Raw genomic sequence first — 15,920 nt, forward strand, 5'->3', positions numbered from 1 at the left:
TCGGGTGGTCCGTTAGGGCCAGTTTATATATCCATTTAAGTCCAGGCTAGTGATTCAGGTGCTGCGCGATAAGGCCAATGCCGTCGTGGATGCGGTCAGCATGGATTGAGGAGTATCCAAGGCGGTAAAACCCGCGGGGCTGGTCATCGCCGGAAAAGAAGGCGTGGCCGGGCTCGATCAAGACGCCAACCCCTTGCAATTGTTGGGCCATTGCCCGCGTGTCCACCCCTTGCGGCGCGCGCATCCAGTAAGAGGAGCCGCCGAAGGCGCCCTGGCCTGCGATGTCGAGGCCGTGGGTTTCTATGGCGTCCTGCATGGCGTCGCGCCGAGTGTGCAGCGCGGCACTCATTTTTCGGATTTGCGCATCATAATGCCCCATCGACAGGAAATAGGCTGCTGTTCGTTGGATGTGGCCCGGTGGATGGCGCAGAACCGAAGTACGCAGGGCGCGGGCTTCGCGCACAAACGGCTCTGACCCGACAAGGTAGCCAAGCCGGAGGCCGGGAAAGAGCGACTTGGAGAAGCTGCCCACATAGATCACCCGCCCATCCGTATCCATCGACTTGAGCGCAGGGGAGGGCGGGTTGAGGAAGGACATCTCGAACTCGTAGTCATCCTCGACAATCAGCGCGTCCAACTCGCGTGCGCGGTCCAGCAGGGCCTGTCTGCGGGGCATGGGCATGGTGGACGTGGTCGGGCATTGGTGGCTAGGGGTTGAGAAAATCACGTCGGTGTCCGGCGGGATGCCGTCAGGCGGCAGGCCGTCCCTGTCCACGCGCACGGGGGCCATATGGCAGCGGGATTGGGTCAGAACCTCCCGCAGGGCGGGGTAGCACGGATCCTCGAATGCCGCGGTGCGCCGTTGGGTCAGGAGGATTTGGGCCGCGAGCCAGAGAGCGTTTTGCGCGCCGAGTGTGATCAGGATCTGATCCGCATTTGCCGAGATGCCGCGCCGGGGAAGGGTGTTGCGCTGGATGAACTCGATAAGCTGTGGGTCATCCTGATCGAAATAGTCCGAGGTCAGCGCCGCGAAGTCCCGCTGGCCCAGTGCCTGCAGCGCGCACTGGCGCCAGTTGGCGTGGTCAAAGAGCTGCGGATCGGTCTGGCCGTAGATAAACGGGTATTTGAAACGCGCCCAATCCTGCGGTTTCGAGAGGGTATGACCGCCCGAAAAACGCTGGCCGATGGCGCGGGTCCAGTCCACCGCGTCGCCCGAGGCCGGTTGAGGCTGATAGCTGGGCGGGACGGGCGCGTTGGCCGACACATAGTAGCCGGAGCGCCCCCGCGCAGTGAGGTAGTCGGAGGCGACAAGCTCGGTATAGGCGAGCGTGACGGTGATCCGGCTGATGCCCAGATGGCCCGCCAGTTTGCGGGTTGAGGGCAGCTTTTCCCCGGAGCCGAAGCGCCCGGACAGGATGCCGTGGGCGATCATCTGCTGCACCTGGCTTTGCAGAGTGCCCTGATGGCCGGGCTGCAGGAAGAATGTTTCGACAGGGAGTGCCATGGCCTGAGCGTATTCTGGACTTACCTAGAAATCAATCTGGCATTACGCACTTACGAAACTGTCCGAAATAAGCAGATCTCGGTGCTTCTATGGTGTCCATTAATGAGATTATTCGTATCATTAATAGTAGTGTTGTGCAAGGCAAATCGGAAAGACCGCGCGGCACATCCCGTGCATAAACTATGCACAACCTGTACACCGTTCGGTCATATCATGCGATGTTTACCCGACCTGGGGAGGATTATGTCTTATCTGTGAAAGGGCATGACCATGCCCACCCCAAGCGAAAGCGCAGCCCACACCCAGGCGATTTACGAACTGGAAGCGCTGCAGACAGACCTGTTCATTCAATGGCGGGACAAGAGCCTGCCGGAACGGGTTTGATCTGGACGTCCGGTGGAACCGCACAAGACGCGGATCACCCTGCGGATGGACAGTGACATGGTGGCCTGGTTTCGCAAGTTGGGGCCGGGATACCAGAAGCGGATCAACCGGGTGGTGCGCGTATACTGGCTGTCGCTGCTCTGTGGCTATACCCAGGGCTATCCGTCGGACAATACGCTGCCGCGTCTGGAAGCCGACGCGCGCGATATCATGCGCCAAATCCGCGATAACATGTCGAGCACGACCTGATCCGCCGTATGGTGGGTCGCAAACAAACCTTGCCTGCAGCGCACCCTGTTGCGCAGGATGCGGGAATGACCAAGCATTTGTCCTTCTGGTTGGGCGTCTTTGCCGCCGCCCTTTTGACCGTGCCGATTGCGGCGAGCATCATGGGCGCGGCGGAGCAGGAGCTGCGCCGTATTGCGGTGACCGTCTTTGTCGCCGTCGCCGCGTTGGTCGTGGTGCTGGTGATCGCGCTGTTTTTCCGCGACTGGATCCTGCGCAGGCTTTTTGGTCGGGCCGAGGCGACGTTGGATGATGTGAGCGCGTCGCTCATCGCGGGCGTCTCGGCGGCGACGGCCGGGGACCGGGCGGCGGCCACGCAGCACGCGCAGGAGGTCGTGCAGCGCGGGATGGGCTGGTACGCTTGGACCGGGTTTTACCGCTGGGTGATCGCGACGGCGGTGGCGCTGCTGCTGGCCTTTGGTGCGTTCATGGGGACTGTGCTGCTGTTTGAGCAGAACCGGAAGCTGGGCGAGCAGACCGAGGTGCTGCGGGTGCAGACCGAGCGGCTGGCCGAGCAGACCGGGTTTATGGCGGCGCAGACAGAGTTGATGCAGGCGCAGACCGAGCGGTTGCGGGAGCAGACCGAAGCGGCGGCGATGCAGAATGAGATCCTGACGCTGAATTTAGTGAATGAGATCCGCGACCTCATGTTGGCCACCGTTGAGACCCGTACGCTTGGTGAATGGTTGGAGGTACTGGGACGGCAGGGTACGTCTGACCCGCTGGCAAGTTATGCTTCAGACGATGCCACCTGCAGTCTGTATTTCAATTTCCAGCACGTTTTGCATACACCGCCGAGCGCAGCGACGTTGGGCGCAGTTGCCACATTGGCCCAAGGTGAAAGCATGGGACCTCGCGTACGCGATGCGCTCGCCTTGCTGACTTTGGATCGAAATGGCGGTGTCGCCTTGGGTGCGCTGTTGGTATTGGACATGATCGGCACGCCGAAAACGGATAATGAGGTCACGCTGCGCAATCTGTTTGTGGAAGAGCGTGTCGAGCTGCAGAGTGACGCGCATGTCTTGCGCATAGAGGCCTCTTATCTGGGCAACTTCGCCTGTCCCGATTGTGATGTTTATCTGAGTGGATCCTACTACTTGCAACTATATGATGGGCACTTGAACGGTCGGCACAACATCTTCGACGGACGGGATCCGAACAAGTTCATGTTCAACGGTTTGACCTTGCGAGACAGGGAGCGGCCGCAAACACCCACCGCGTTGAACGCACCGCTTGTCACTGGGCCTTTCTTTGATGCGAGCAAACAGGTGTGGTTGGTGCGGCTGTCGGGCGATGAGATGTCGGTTTGTGACTCGTTTCAGCGGATTGCACTGCGCAGCCCTATCTTGCAGGCGACAGCTCCAGCACTTGACTGATGTGGCGGACCGTACCAGCCCCGTTCCGGTTGTTGGTTTAGCACGGGCCTGCGCACGAAAAAGGCGGGGGACACCCCCGCCTTACGATTGATGTGTTGCGCCCAGTAAGGCGCATCCTGATGCGCCTCAGCCGAACACGCGGGTCAGCGCGCCGTCCACGGCGCCGCAGATCTGGTCGATGTCGTCCTTGGTCGCGATCAGGGCAGGCGAGAAGCAGAGCGTGTTGTTCTTGCCCGGCAGGGACCGGTTGGTCGCGCCGATGACAACGGCTTGCGCCATGCAGTCCTTGACCACGGCTTGCACCATGGCTTCGTCTGCTGGGTCGCGGCTGTCGCGGTCCTTGACCAGTTCGGCGCCGAGGAACAGCCCTTTGCCCCGGACGTCGCCGATCACTTCGTGCTTGTCCTTCAGCTCGGACAGCTTGTCGAGCATGTAGTCGCCCATCTGGGTCGTGTTTTCGAGCAGGTTCTCATCCTCAATGATCCGCATGTTTTCGAGCGCTGCCGCAGGGCCTGCCGTGCAGCCGCCGAAGGTGGAGATGTCGCGGAAGTAGTTGAGGTGGTCCGACGTGTCGTCCTTGAACATGTCGAAGACTTCGTTGGTTGTGGCAAGGCACGAAATGGCGGCGTAGCCCGAGGCGACCCCTTTGGCCATCGTCACAATGTCAGGTTTGATCCCGTAGTGCTGGTAGCCGAACCATGTGCCGGTGCGGCCCACGCCGCAGACGACCTCGTCAATATGCAGGAGGATGTCGTACTTCTTGCAAATCTCCTGCACCCGTTCCCAGTAGCCTTCCGGGGGCACGATCACCCCGCCGCCTGCGGTGACGGGTTCGAGGCAGAGGGCACCCACGGTGTCGGGGCCTTCGCGCAGGATGACGTCCTCGATCTGGTTGGCGGCCCATTCGCCGTAGCCCACGTCAGGCGCGCCGTCCTGTTCGTGCTTGCGGTATTCGAGGCAGTGGGGCACGCGTACGAAGCCGGGGGTGTAGGGGCCGTATTGCGCGTTGCGCTCGTCCTGGCCACCGGCGCTCAGGCACGCGATGGTGGTGCCGTGGTAGTCGCGGTCGCGGTAGAGGATCTTGTGTTTTTTGCCGCCATAGCGCTTGTGCGCGATCTGGCGGACCATCTTGAAAGCTTTCTCATTCGCCTCGGACCCGGAGTTGGCGTAGTAGACGCGGTCAAGGCCGGGCATCTTGGTCAGCAGCTTTTCGGCAAAGAGCGCGCCGGGGATGGAGCCGACGGTGCCGCCGAAGAAGTTCATTTTCACGATGGCATCGCGCACGGCGTCGCCCATGCTCTCGCGGCCGTAGCCCACGTTCACCGTCCACACACCACCCGAGACGGCATCGATATGTTCGATGCCTTTCTGGTCCCAGACGCGCAGGCCCTTGCCCTCGATGATGATCTTGGGATCAGCGCCGGTGAAAAACGGCTGGTGTTGGATGAGATGGTGCCAAACATTTGCGCGATCCGCTTCGATCACGCGGCTCATATCGTTTTCGTTGAACGTACCGTCCATGGGAGGAACCTTTCGAAAAATGGGGGCGGCCCATGAAACAAAGGGCCAATCAGGCGTGCTGAGGCGCACAATCGCTGAGAATCTGGTCACAACAGTAGGGCCAGTTTGCCTGCACAAGTAAAGCCAGTTGCGCGTGGCCGGATGCGGGTGGCCCTTGTGGGCTTTACGAAAACCCCTTGTTTTCATGGCCCTGTGGGAAATTTGGGAATCTCAAAGACTGAATTCACCTGCACAAATTTGCGCCATGTGCCCCGATTTTACGTTGATCCGGGCCGGATTATCGTTTCGGATCACGCCAGCGCCGCGATCACTCGCGTGCGACAGAGGCGGACCACCGCCCGAAACGATCCAGACGCGGGCTCCACTGTCCGCGAAAAACACGGGAGTAAAGACATGACATTCAAGACCAAGCTGATGGGTGCCGTTGCGGCCTCTGCCATGCTGGTGGGCGCGCAGAGCGCTGTCGCCGAGGAAATCACCGTGGCGTACTTCCTGGAGTGGCCGATGCCGTTCCAGTTCGCCAAGGAAACCGGCATGTATGAAGCGGCTATGGAAGGCACGACTATCAACTGGGTGAGCTTCGACACCGGCACCGCCATGAGCGCGGCCATGGCGTCGGGCGACGTGCAGATCAGCGTGTCCCAGGGCGTGCCGCCCTTCGTGGTGGCCGCCTCTGCCGGGCAGGACATTCAGATCGTCGACGTCGCGGTCAGCTATTCCGACAACGACAACTGCGTCGTTGCCTCCTCTTTGGAGATAGACAAGGAGTCCGCCGGTGAACTGGCAGGCAAGAAAGTGGCCGTGCCGCTGGGCACTGCGGCCCACTACGGCTTCCTGAGCCAGATGAGCCACTTTGGCGTGGATCTGGCATCGCTTGACGTGGTTGACATGGCGCCTGCCGAGGGCGCGGCTGCCCTTGCACAGGGTTCGGTCGACATGGCTTGTGGTTGGGGTGGTGCCCTGCGCCGCATGAAGGAAAGCGGCAACGTGCTACTGACCGGTGACGAAAAGCAGGCACTGGGCATCCTGGTGTTTGACGCCACAACCGCGCCCGCCAGCTTTATCGCCGAAGAAGGCGAGCTGCTGAGCCAGTTCCTGGCTGTCACCGCCGAAGCCAACGCCATGTGGAACAGCGGCGAGAACACAGCCGAAATGCTGCCCGTCATCGCCAAGGATGCGGGTATGGATGAGGACGCAACCGCCGAGACACTGGCCGGTTTCGTGTTCCCGTCGGTCGAAGAGCAGCTGAGCGAAGCATGGCTCGGTGGCACCGCCGCCAGCTTCATGAAGGGCGTGGCGGACGTGTTCGTCGACTCCGGGTCGATCGACGCGGCGCTGGACAGCTATGACGGCACAGTCAACACCGGCCCACTGGCCGCCACACAATAAGCCGACAGGCCCGCGCGACATTCGCGCGGGCCTTTTCAAATCGAGGCAGGCCGGAACCTGCCCGAGCCCGCGCGCACAGACGCGCAAGCCACAGGTGGGAAAATTATGTCCGGATTATCCATCCAAAATCTGTCCATGCGCTTTGACCTGCCAAACGGTGGGCATGTGCAGGCGCTGCAAGACGTATCGCTTGATCTGAAGGCGGGCGAGTTGATGTCTGTCCTTGGTCCATCGGGCTGCGGCAAGACCACGCTGTTGAATATCGTGGCGGGGTTCCTCGCGCCGACTTCGGGCGTGCTGGAGCTAAATGGCCACCGTGTGACCGGCCCCGATGCAGAACGCGGCATGGTGTTTCAGCAGGGCGCGCTGTTCGAATGGATGAGCGTGCGCGAGAATGTGGGCTTTGGCCCGTCGATGAAGGGCACGCCAAAGAAGGACAAGGATGACACGGTCAATCACCTGCTCGACGTGGTCGGTTTGCAGGACTTCAAGGAAAAGGCGGTGTACGAACTGTCGGGCGGGATGCAGCAGCGCGTGGCTTTGGCCCGCTGCCTGGCCAATGACCCTGATGTCATTCTGATGGACGAACCGCTGGGCGCGCTCGACGCGCTGACCCGCGAGAAGATGCAGTCGCTGGTCCTGAAGCTGTGGAAAGAGACGGGCAAGACCATCATCCTGATCACCCACTCGGTGGAAGAGGCGCTTCTCTTGGGCGAGCGCTTGCTGGTTATGGCCCCCCGTCCGGGTCGCATTCACACGGAATACCGCTTGCCCTTTGCCGAACTGGGTGTCGGGCAGGACCTGCGCGAAGTGAAGAAACACCCCGAATTCGCCGTCAAGCGCGAGGAGATCCTAGGTATGATCTGGGACATGGAAGAAGAGATTATGGGTCGCACCGAAGGAGAAGACGCATGATCCCGTTTCTGATTTACGTAGGCATCTTTGTGGTCGCGTTCTTTGTCGTCAAGGCGATCGCCCAGCGGACCGCCATTGCGGACTACGGCTCGCTCAAGACCGTGACGTTTGGTGACGAAAGTGCTGTTACGCCGAACCGGGCGGCCAGCATCATTTCGGTTCTGACCATTTTCCTTTTGTGGGGGATGTTCACGGGCTCTGCCCTGCTGCCGAAGTTCCTGCATGCGCCCGGCCCTTTTATGGGTACGGGCACGTTTGAATACACGGCCTCGAACGGGGATGAGACCGACACCGCCACGGTCACCGTCCTTGTGCACCCGATTGATGTCGAGACCGAAGCGCCTGAAGTGGCCGCAGGCGACGGCTGGGCCAAGGATGACAGCGTGGCCATTGGCGTGTGGCGCTCTGGCCTGTTGCGTGTGGACCGCAATGACGAGTTGGGCCGCGACGAAGGTGTGGCCGTGACCGAGATCAACGGAACAGCCGTTTCGCCCGGCGACAGTGTCGATGTGGGCTTTGGCACCGTGACCATTTCGGACAAGGGCACGCCCAACATCATCCCCGCCAAGGGCTGGCAGATGGAACCCATCTGGCTGCCTGCGCCTGAGGCTGTGGTCCAGCGCATTGGTGAGATTGCCAGCGCGGGTTTCCGCGGCTCAACGCTTTGGGAGCATTTGGGCTATTCGTTGTTTCGTGTTGTCGTCGGCTTCTTCTTTGGCGCATTGGTCGGCATTCCGCTGGGCTACGCCATGGGGCTGTCGAACTGGTTCCGGGGCTGGTTTGATCCCATCGTGGAATTCATGCGCCCGGTGCCGCCTTTGGCCCTGATCCCTCTGGTGATCATCTGGGCGGGTATTGGCGAGACCGGGAAGATCATTCTGCTGTTCCTGGCTGCGCTATGGATCATGGCCATTGCGGCCCGATCCGGGGTGAGCGGCGTGAAGATTTCCAAGGTGCATGCGGCCTACAGTCTGGGCGCGTCCAAGGCGCAGATCATGCGTCATGTCATCGTGCCCAACTCGTTACCCGAGATATTCACCGGCGCGCGCGTGGCGATGGGGGTCTGTTGGGGCACCGTTGTGGCGGCCGAGCTTGTGGCGGCCGAGCAGGGGGCCGGCATGATGATCATGGTGGCGTCGAAGTTCCAGAACACTGACATCGTGATCATGGGTATCATCCTGATCGGTGTGATCGGGTTCGGGATTGATATGCTGATGCGCTATGCCGAGAAGCTGCTGGTGCCGTGGAAGGGCAAGGGCTAATCCGCGCCTCCAGGCGCGGCAAACGCTCCGGTGGAGCGTTTGTAGCCCTTGTGGGCGGAACCCCGGGGGTAGAACGGTTTGGTTCAGATGCGATGTAAGAAGGACGGCGCCTCTAGGGCGCCGTTCTTTTGTTTGAGCGGATGCTCTGTGGGCCGGTCAGGCGGTGGCCATCGGGGCTGAGGGCGTTGTGAAGCATTTCACCAGGCCAATGAGGGATCTGACGGTGAACCAGAGCTGTCCGGCCAGCGCGATCAACAGGCCCACTGCAAAGAGTGTAGACATGCCTGATCCGGCCGGGCTGGTGTCTGTCACCACGCCTACGACCATGACGGCAAACGCGATGAGCCATATGAGGCCGCACCGCCAGAACACCTTGATCTGTGTGTCGTATTGCATGCGCGCCGGAGCTTCCGCTTTGCCGCGCCAAATGTAGGCTAGTGCGACGGCGATGAACGGTGTGAGGATGGCCGCGATGCCGGCTGAATAAAGGGCCCAAACGAGGGTCGGTTTGTTGTCTTTCATGGTCTGCTCCAACGGGGATTGTAAAATGGGTATGGGCAGACCCTGTCCGGCCATTACGGCAGCAATAGGGTCAGAGCAGGGGGATAAATGGACAGGGGTGTTGGGCTTGGTGCAGCGGTAAGGCCGATGGGTACGTCAGCGCGCGAGTAGAATGCGAGTGCCGGTCGGTATGTAAATACTGAGAGAGGGATGGTGGAGCATAGCGGGATCGAACCGCTGACCTCCTGCATGCCATGCAGGCGCTCTCCCAGCTGAGCTAATGCCCCATCCTTGGTGGCCATCTCTGGCCGTGCGCCGCTGATTAGGCGCTTTGCCGGGCGGGATCAAGCGAAAAAGACCCCGCCAGACAGGCGTTTTACGACTCGTCTTCTTCTGCGGCGACGTCGGCCAATTCGTCGAGCGAGACGTTGTCCTCGTCGTCGTCGTCATCGTCCAGAAGATCGTCATCCAGCTCGACATCGACGTCGTCATCGTCGAGCACCTGATCCTCGTCATCCGCCGATGCCTTGGCCTTGTTTTTGGCTGTGACGGCGTCTTCGGCGTCGGCGGCGATCATGCGTGTTTTGGAGCTGTCCACTTCGACCACGTCACCGGTATACGGGCTGACGATGGGTGTGCGGTTCATGTCGTAGAACCGTTTGCCGGTCGTCGGACACAGCCGTTTCGTGCCCCATTCTTCCTTTGGCATGTGATATCCTCTTGTCTGCGCGTGGCCCGGAACCATTGCGACGTGCGCATGCGCGGGCGTGCCTCGTGTTGCGGCGATTCTGGGCAAGTGCCATAAGGTCGGGACGGAGTCAAAGCCTTATGGTCTGGCGGTGGCCCGGGATGGGGAGATGGGATGGCCGAACGCGTCCTTCAAGGGCAGCCGGATATTGTTTTGACGTTGCGCCGGTCGGCCCGCGCGCGGCGTATCACGTTGCGCATTTCGTCGTTGGATGGGCGTGTGACCCTGACCCTGCCCACCCATGTGGCCGAGCGCGAGGCGCTGGCATTTGCGCGCCAGAAGGAGCCGTGGATCCGCAAGCATCTGGCGGCACGGGTCGAGGATGTGCGTGTGGGCTACGGTGTTGCCCTGCCGGTAGAGGGGCGGGACCGGACGGTGGTTGCGGGATCTGGGCGCGCGGTGTGTCTGGGGGACGAGGCCTTGGCCGTGCCTGGACAGCCCGATGCGGTGGCGCGCCGCTTGCAAGGGTTTCTGAAGGCCCGCGCGCGGGACGTGCTGGCTGCGGCCTGTGATGAATATGCGGATCGGCTGGGCCGCGCCTACTCCGGCCTGAGCCTGCGCGACACGCGCTCACGCTGGGGGTCGTGTTCGTCTGCGGGGCGGTTGATGTTCTCTTGGCGCCTGATCCTCGCCCCGCCTGAGGTGCTGCGCTATGTCGCCGCGCATGAGGTGGCGCATCTGGCGCAGATGAACCACTCACCCGCCTTCTGGGCCGAGGTGACCCGGCTTCACGGCCCCTACGACACGCAGCGCCGTTGGCTGCGTACCGAAGGCAATGCCCTGCATCGCTTTCGCTTTGGTGATTGACCGCCCGCCTGACGTGTGATCACAAAAGGGCATGAGCCAGGCTCCCCGCATCCGTGACACCGCCTCTGCCGCGCATGACCGCGTGTATCGCCGGTTGCGCACCCGCATCATGCATGGCGACATATCTCCGGGGCAGGCGCTGACGCTGCGGGGGATTGGCAAGCAATACGATGTGTCCATGACCCCAGCGCGCGAGGCCGTGCGGCGGCTGGTGGCCGAGGGCGCGCTAACGCTGTCGCAATCAGGTCGCGTATCCACGCCGGAGCTGTCGAACGAGCGGATCGAGGAGCTCGCCGCATTGCGGGCCCTCATCGAGGTCGAGCTTGCCACGCGCGCGCTGCCGCGCGCCCACCTTGCCCTGATCGAGCGGCTGCAATCCATCAACAGCGCCGTTGCCGAGGCTGTCGCGCATCGCGATGCGGTCAGCTATATCCGGACGAACCTTGAGTTTCACCGCACGCTGTACCTGCGCGCGCAGGCCCCGGCAATGCTGGCGATGGCCGAAACGGTCTGGCTGCAGATGGGGCCCACTATGCGCGCGCTTTATGGCCGCCTGCGCCGGACCGAGCCGCCGCGCTATCACCGCCTGATCATCGCCGCACTGCGCGCCGGAGACGAGCCGAGCCTGCGGCTGGCAGTGCGGTCGGACGTGACGCAGGGTCTGCGCATGTTGGCCAGCTGAGGTTAAGCGTTTTGTAGCGCCTGCGTGCTAGTCAGCATTGATACGCAACGGATGCAGGGCGCGAACGGCTTGGATTATTCGATCTACGATATGGTGGACACGCCCGTTTTCGTGCTGGTCGGTGACCAGCGTGATCGGCCTGTTTTTGACTTCCTGAACAGATCCGGCCGCACGCTGTTGGGGTTGTCCTTGCCTGACGTCGTTGGAAAGGCGGTGCATGAGATCCTCGACGGACGGGCCGCCTATGCCGTGTATCGTCAGCATCTGAAAGCGTGGCGGGCTGGCGAGACGGTTGAGTTCGAGACGGCCCTGCCAATGGGCGAAAGCGTCATGTGGTTTCGCACGTCTCTGGTGGCGTCCCACGATGACAACGGCACGCTGCTGCGTATGGTCGGCACCTCTTATGACATTTCGGCCGAATATGCCCTGTTGCATCAGGATGCGATGACCGCGGCAGCCACGCGCGAGGTGGAAGATTTGGTGTGTCTGTGCGCGCATGACTTGCGCAGTCCGATCAGCGACCTGAAATCGCTGGCGCATCTGATGCGGCATGACTTCGTGGATCACGGGGACGGCAAGCTTGAGTTGATCGACGTGATCGACGATCTGGCCGACAGGTCACTGTCCATCATTTCCGAAACGATGTCACAGGTCATGGCGCGGGCGGAGCAGACGTCGCTCAGGCAGATCGACCTTGGTGCGATATGCGACGACATCGTTGTGCTGCTGGATCCTTCGCGCCAGCATTCCGTGACCTATCCGCGGTGTGTGGTCGAAGCGGACCTGACCGCTGTGCAAATCATCCTGCGCAATCTGATCGAACACGCCTTGAAGCATTCCGGCGCTGACGCAACGCGCGTTGATGTGGGTGCCGAGCAGGTGAATGCGCGCCGCTTGGCACTGACCGTCCGCGATCATGGCGGCGGATTTGACGCTTGGGCAGAGGGACGTGCGGAGGGGCCGCCGTTTGACGATGTTTTCGCGCTGCAGGTCGTTATGCGACTTGTGCGGGCGCGTGGTGGTGCGTTCTTTGTCGACGCGCCGACTGAGGGTTCTGGGACGGAAATCCGGGTCGAACTGCCGGGCCGAATCCTTCACGATGCAGAGGAACACCTGCGCGCCGGATAATCAGGCGGCGAGACCCTGGTTGCCCAGGCCGAGGAATTTGCGCCGGCGGTCCGTGATCAGGTCATCGCGCGTCTTGCCGTCCAGCTCGGCCAGCATGGCCGTGATGGCGTTGCCGACAGACATGATTGTCGCTTCGCGGTGCCGGTGTGCGCCGCCCACCATTTCGGGAATGATCCGGTCCGTCACACCTAGCTGCTTGAGGTCCTGCGCCGTCAGCCGCAGGGCCTCGGCCGCCTCACGCATCTTTTCTGCGTCCTTCCAGAGGATGGAGGCGCAGCCTTCGGGGCTGATCACCGAATAGACCGCGTGTTCCAGCATTGCGAGCTTGTTCGCGGTGGCAAAGGCGACGGCGCCGCCGGACCCACCCTCGCCGATGACGACGGATACCAGCGGCACGCCGATCTGCAGGCATTTTTCGGTGGACCGGGCGATGGCCTCGGACTGGCCGCGTTCTTCGGCGCCTTTGCCAGGATAGGCGCCCGGCGTGTCGACGAGGGTGATGACCGGCAGGTTGAAGCGGTCGGCCATGTCCATCAGCCGGATCGCCTTGCGGTATCCTTCGGGCCGCGCCATGCCGAAATTGCGTTCGATCCGCGACTTGGTGTCGTTGCCCTTTTCGTGACCGATAATGACCACGGGCTTGTCATTGAACCGCGCGAGCCCGCCCATGACAGCGTGGTCGTCGGCGAAGTTCCGGTCCCCGGCTAGCGGCGTGTATTCGGTGAAGAGCGCGTCGATATAGTCGACGCAGTGCGGCCGGTCCGGGTGCCGCGCCACCTGGCATTTGCGCCATGGGGTGAGGTCGGCATAGAGATCTTCGAGCAACTGGGTTGCCTTGGCGTCGAGGGCGGACGCCTCTTCGGTGATGTCCATCTCTTCGCTTTGGCGCGCGAGGGCGCGCAGTTCTTCTGCCTTGCCCTCGATGTCGGCCAAGGGTTTTTCGAATTCCAGATATTGCGTCACGCCTGCGTCCTCGGTCCCGGTTTTGCGGCTATATGGCGGCAGGATGCACCTTTTGCAATGTCAGGGAAAGAGCACGGGGTAGAGGGAGGCGACGAGAAGAGAGGCCATGGTCCAGTTGAATGCCGTCAGCCGTGCCCGGTTGGTCAGGATGCGGGCCATTTGCTGGCCAAGCAGTGTCCACGAACTGACAGACGGCAGGTTGATGGCGCCGAAGACGATGGCCACGACCGCAATCGCCCAGAGCGTGGTGTCGGGCGTGTAGACCGTGACGGCAGTCAGCGCCATCGTCCACGCCTTGGGGTTGACCCACTGGAATGCGGCCGCTTGCAGGAATGTCATGGGCGTGCCGGTGCCTGCGCCGTCGCGGATCGGCGCGGCGGTGGCCATTTTGTAGGCGAGATAGAGCAGGTAGGCGACCGAGGCGACTTTGAGGATCGTGTGGCTGATCGGGTAGGCGTCGAACACCTGCACCAGCCCCGCGCCGACCAGCAGCACCATAAAGACAAAGCCGAGGCCCACTCCCAGCATATGCGGGATGGTGCGTCGGAATCCGAAGTTTGCGCCGGACGCCATGAGCATCAAATTGTTTGGCCCCGGCGTGATCGAGCTGACAAAGGCAAAAGCGGCGAGGGCGGTGATAAGGTCGAGCGTCATGCGCAATGAATGACGTGTTTGATTACGCCAAGGGTTGTGAATTGCGTTGATCTGGATAAAATAGTGCAATGAATGACTAAGCTAGATGACTTAAACGAACGGATATTGCGTGAGCTTGGCCGGGACGGACGGATCAGCAATATCGAATTGGCAGACCGGGTGGGGCTGTCACCGTCCGCCTGTTTGCGGCGGGTGCAAGAGCTTGAGCGGTCGGGGGTCATCACCGGCTACCGCGCGGTTCTGGATCGCACACGGCTGGGTGTTGGGTTTGTCGCCTATATCGGCGTGGGTTTGAACAATCATTCAAAGGCCAGCCAGGAAGCGTTCGAGAGAGCCATTTCGCGCGCGCCAGAGGTGCGGGAGTGTCACAATACGACAGGAACCATTGAGTATCTGCTGCGCGTCGAATGTGCTGACCTCGCCAGCTACAAGGTGTTTCACACCGATATGCTGGGCGCCTTGCCGCAGGTGAACGGCATCACGTCCTATGTGGTGATCGGCTCACCGAAGGATGAGCGCGCCTAGCCTTGTTTGACCGCCCGCCGCATATGCGCGTCGGTCTCGTCGAACAGCCGTTGGTAGGTGGTGCGGCAAAGCCCTTTGGGCATGGACGCGTCGTTGGGTTGCCGCGTTTTTTTCCTTGTGGTCCTGCGCTTGGCCGCCGGGGTCCGCGCGGCGGTCGCGCGCTGAATATCCTTGGCGGTTTCATCGGGGGCGTGAGGATGGCGTAGCGCGAAGCTTTCCATGAGCACGGCAAGGGGGACCTCAATGCTGTCATCGATGACGAGCGGTGTTTCGGATGCACAGCGGCGGAGTGTCCGGCGCAACGGGCGCAGGTCGCGCATCTCGGTCTCTGTCACGGGGATCAGGATCCGGTCCCGGCTGTCGATCCCCAAGGGTCGTTGATCGCCGACTGTCGCGCCAAAGCGCAGGCGCAACACACCAAGCGCCTGTGCCACGCTTTGATCGCCCCATGTCCGTCTGAGCCAGCTTGATGTTTTCAGCGTGACGGCGATGACCCCGCCAAGGCGGTGGTCGTCCTGCGAGGCGTGAAAATGCGCGACCTCTTGTGCGAACGCGGGTGTCGGTAGCAGTCGTGTGACCGGATCGAGCCTGGCAGATGCGGACAGGAACGCTGTCCGCTCGACAAGGTTCACTTCGCGCAGGAGCAGCCAGCCTATGGTGGGCACACTGCACATGTTCAGAAAGAAGACGGTAGGTGCAGCGGCCGTAAAATACCAGTGCATGATGTCCGATGGAGCGACAAAGGCCGACAGCATGTGAAGGTTGGTAATGAGCCCCAGAACACCCAGTTTTCCGACATCATTCAGCGGAAGCCTATGGCGCAAGCTGCCCCAGACATATCCGGAAACACCCGCAAGCAGCATTCCGAGGACACCGGCGGGCATGCCGATCCCGCCGATGGCCAAACGCATGGAGACCGCAATGCACAGGCATACCGCAAGGCCCCGGAACCCCAGAAAGGCACCGGCCAGGACGATGGGGACTTGGCGCATGTCAACGATGACACCGTCGGCCGGGCTGAGTGTCATGGACATTTGCAACCCGACGACCAACGCGAAAAACGCGCCCAGCGTCGGAGCGACATACCATCCGCTGCGCAGGGCAGGGGCCAGCGCACTGAAGCTGAGCACCAACAGGCCGAGCACCGCAAGCGAACTTACAAAATCCAAGAGGACCGTCGCATCAACCACTGCCATACAATTTCCCTTCAACCACTGCGCCTTTTAGCGTCCAAGTGTTGAAGAAAGCGCCAAGCCGGCTGTCTGGATCCAACCGA

The 15,920-nt window shown here is 61.7% G+C and carries 16 protein-coding genes and 1 tRNA gene; 9 read left to right on the forward strand and 8 right to left on the reverse strand.

Annotation, left to right across the window (positions count from 1 at the left end; all coding sequences use genetic code 11):
- Positions 1 to 46: 46 nt before the first annotated feature.
- On the reverse strand, positions 47 to 1,504 hold the full coding sequence (locus FD715_RS13020) for a PLP-dependent aminotransferase family protein (RefSeq protein WP_147110298.1): 1,458 nt from the start codon (positions 1,502 to 1,504) through the stop codon (positions 47 to 49).
- 396 nt (positions 1,505 to 1,900) lie between these two features.
- Between FD715_RS13020 and FD715_RS13025 the strand changes: the two genes are divergently transcribed.
- Both FD715_RS13025 and FD715_RS13030 read left to right on the forward strand, forming a co-directional pair.
- Positions 1,901 to 2,137: a BrnA antitoxin family protein gene (locus FD715_RS13025; protein WP_147110299.1), complete on the forward strand. Its 237-nt coding sequence runs from the start codon at positions 1,901 to 1,903 to the stop codon at positions 2,135 to 2,137.
- A gap of 65 nt (positions 2,138 to 2,202) precedes the next feature.
- On the forward strand, positions 2,203 to 3,549 hold the full coding sequence (locus tag FD715_RS13030) for a hypothetical protein (RefSeq protein WP_147110301.1): 1,347 nt from the start codon (positions 2,203 to 2,205) through the stop codon (positions 3,547 to 3,549).
- A 126-nt stretch (positions 3,550 to 3,675) separates the two neighbouring features.
- Here the strand turns inward: FD715_RS13030 and FD715_RS13035 are convergent, their stop codons facing one another.
- A complete protein-coding gene (locus FD715_RS13035) occupies positions 3,676 to 5,070 on the reverse strand; it encodes an aspartate aminotransferase family protein (RefSeq protein WP_147110304.1) in 1,395 nt (464 codons plus the stop codon).
- A gap of 393 nt (positions 5,071 to 5,463) precedes the next feature.
- On the opposite strand from FD715_RS13035, the gene FD715_RS13040 reads away from it, so the two are divergent.
- The 3 genes from FD715_RS13040 to FD715_RS13050 all read left to right on the forward strand — a co-directional run bounded on the left by FD715_RS13040 (position 5,464) and on the right by FD715_RS13050 (position 8,636).
- Positions 5,464 to 6,459, forward strand: a complete 996-nt coding sequence (locus FD715_RS13040; RefSeq protein WP_147110306.1) for an ABC transporter substrate-binding protein — start codon at positions 5,464 to 5,466, stop codon at positions 6,457 to 6,459.
- Positions 6,460 to 6,564: 105 nt separating this feature from the next.
- Positions 6,565 to 7,374: a taurine ABC transporter ATP-binding protein gene (locus FD715_RS13045; RefSeq protein WP_147110308.1), complete on the forward strand. Its 810-nt coding sequence runs from the start codon at positions 6,565 to 6,567 to the stop codon at positions 7,372 to 7,374.
- Entirely contained in the window at positions 7,371 to 8,636 is a 1,266-nt protein-coding gene (locus FD715_RS13050; RefSeq protein ID WP_147110311.1) for an ABC transporter permease, read from the forward strand. Before FD715_RS13045 ends, FD715_RS13050 begins: the two co-directional genes overlap by 4 nt.
- 156 nt (positions 8,637 to 8,792) lie before the next feature.
- On the opposite strand, the gene FD715_RS13055 is transcribed toward FD715_RS13050, so the two are convergent.
- The 3 genes from FD715_RS13055 to FD715_RS13065 form a co-directional block, all read right to left on the reverse strand.
- Positions 8,793 to 9,158, reverse strand: coding sequence for a hypothetical protein (locus tag FD715_RS13055; protein WP_147110313.1), 366 nt, complete (start codon positions 9,156 to 9,158; stop codon positions 8,793 to 8,795).
- Positions 9,159 to 9,348: 190 nt separating this feature from the next.
- Positions 9,349 to 9,424, reverse strand: a tRNA-Ala gene (locus FD715_RS13060).
- Between the two features lie 89 nt (positions 9,425 to 9,513).
- Positions 9,514 to 9,846, reverse strand: a complete 333-nt coding sequence (locus tag FD715_RS13065; RefSeq protein ID WP_147110315.1) for a TIGR02300 family protein — start codon at positions 9,844 to 9,846, stop codon at positions 9,514 to 9,516.
- Between the two features lie 153 nt (positions 9,847 to 9,999).
- On the opposite strand from FD715_RS13065, the gene FD715_RS13070 reads away from it, so the two are divergent.
- Genes FD715_RS13070 through FD715_RS13080 form a run of 3 tightly spaced genes read left to right on the forward strand, consistent with a single transcriptional unit; the run spans position 10,000 to position 12,502 of the window.
- Positions 10,000 to 10,692, forward strand: coding sequence for a M48 family metallopeptidase (locus FD715_RS13070; RefSeq protein ID WP_147110317.1), 693 nt, complete (start codon positions 10,000 to 10,002; stop codon positions 10,690 to 10,692).
- A gap of 31 nt (positions 10,693 to 10,723) precedes the next feature.
- Positions 10,724 to 11,374 (forward strand): GntR family transcriptional regulator, encoded by a 651-nt coding sequence (locus FD715_RS13075; RefSeq protein ID WP_039681932.1) that lies wholly within the window; start codon positions 10,724 to 10,726, stop codon positions 11,372 to 11,374.
- A 24-nt stretch (positions 11,375 to 11,398) separates the two neighbouring features.
- Entirely contained in the window at positions 11,399 to 12,502 is a 1,104-nt protein-coding gene (locus tag FD715_RS13080) for a PAS domain-containing sensor histidine kinase (RefSeq protein ID WP_147110319.1), read from the forward strand.
- On the opposite strand, the gene FD715_RS13085 is transcribed toward FD715_RS13080, so the two are convergent.
- Together FD715_RS13085 and FD715_RS13090 are read right to left on the reverse strand one after the other, a co-directional pair.
- On the reverse strand, positions 12,503 to 13,465 hold the full coding sequence (locus tag FD715_RS13085) for an acetyl-CoA carboxylase carboxyltransferase subunit alpha (protein ID WP_147110321.1): 963 nt from the start codon (positions 13,463 to 13,465) through the stop codon (positions 12,503 to 12,505). It lies immediately after the preceding gene.
- A gap of 60 nt (positions 13,466 to 13,525) precedes the next feature.
- Positions 13,526 to 14,119 (reverse strand): LysE family translocator, encoded by a 594-nt coding sequence (locus FD715_RS13090; RefSeq protein ID WP_147110323.1) that lies wholly within the window; start codon positions 14,117 to 14,119, stop codon positions 13,526 to 13,528.
- Between the two features lie 72 nt (positions 14,120 to 14,191).
- On the opposite strand from FD715_RS13090, the gene FD715_RS13095 reads away from it, so the two are divergent.
- The gene (locus tag FD715_RS13095) at positions 14,192 to 14,644 is read left to right on the forward strand and encodes an Lrp/AsnC family transcriptional regulator (protein ID WP_147110325.1); all 453 of its coding nucleotides are present in this window, start codon (positions 14,192 to 14,194) and stop codon (positions 14,642 to 14,644) included.
- Here FD715_RS13095 and FD715_RS13100 read toward each other — a convergent pair.
- Positions 14,641 to 15,840, reverse strand: coding sequence for a LytS/YhcK type 5TM receptor domain-containing protein (locus tag FD715_RS13100; RefSeq protein WP_147110328.1), 1,200 nt, complete (start codon positions 15,838 to 15,840; stop codon positions 14,641 to 14,643). The genes FD715_RS13095 and FD715_RS13100 overlap by 4 nt on opposite strands.
- Positions 15,841 to 15,920 lie beyond the last annotated feature (80 nt).

The sequence above is a fragment of the Tateyamaria sp. syn59 genome, from assembly GCF_007995245.1.
Taxonomy (GTDB): Bacteria; Pseudomonadota; Alphaproteobacteria; order Rhodobacterales; family Rhodobacteraceae; genus Tateyamaria.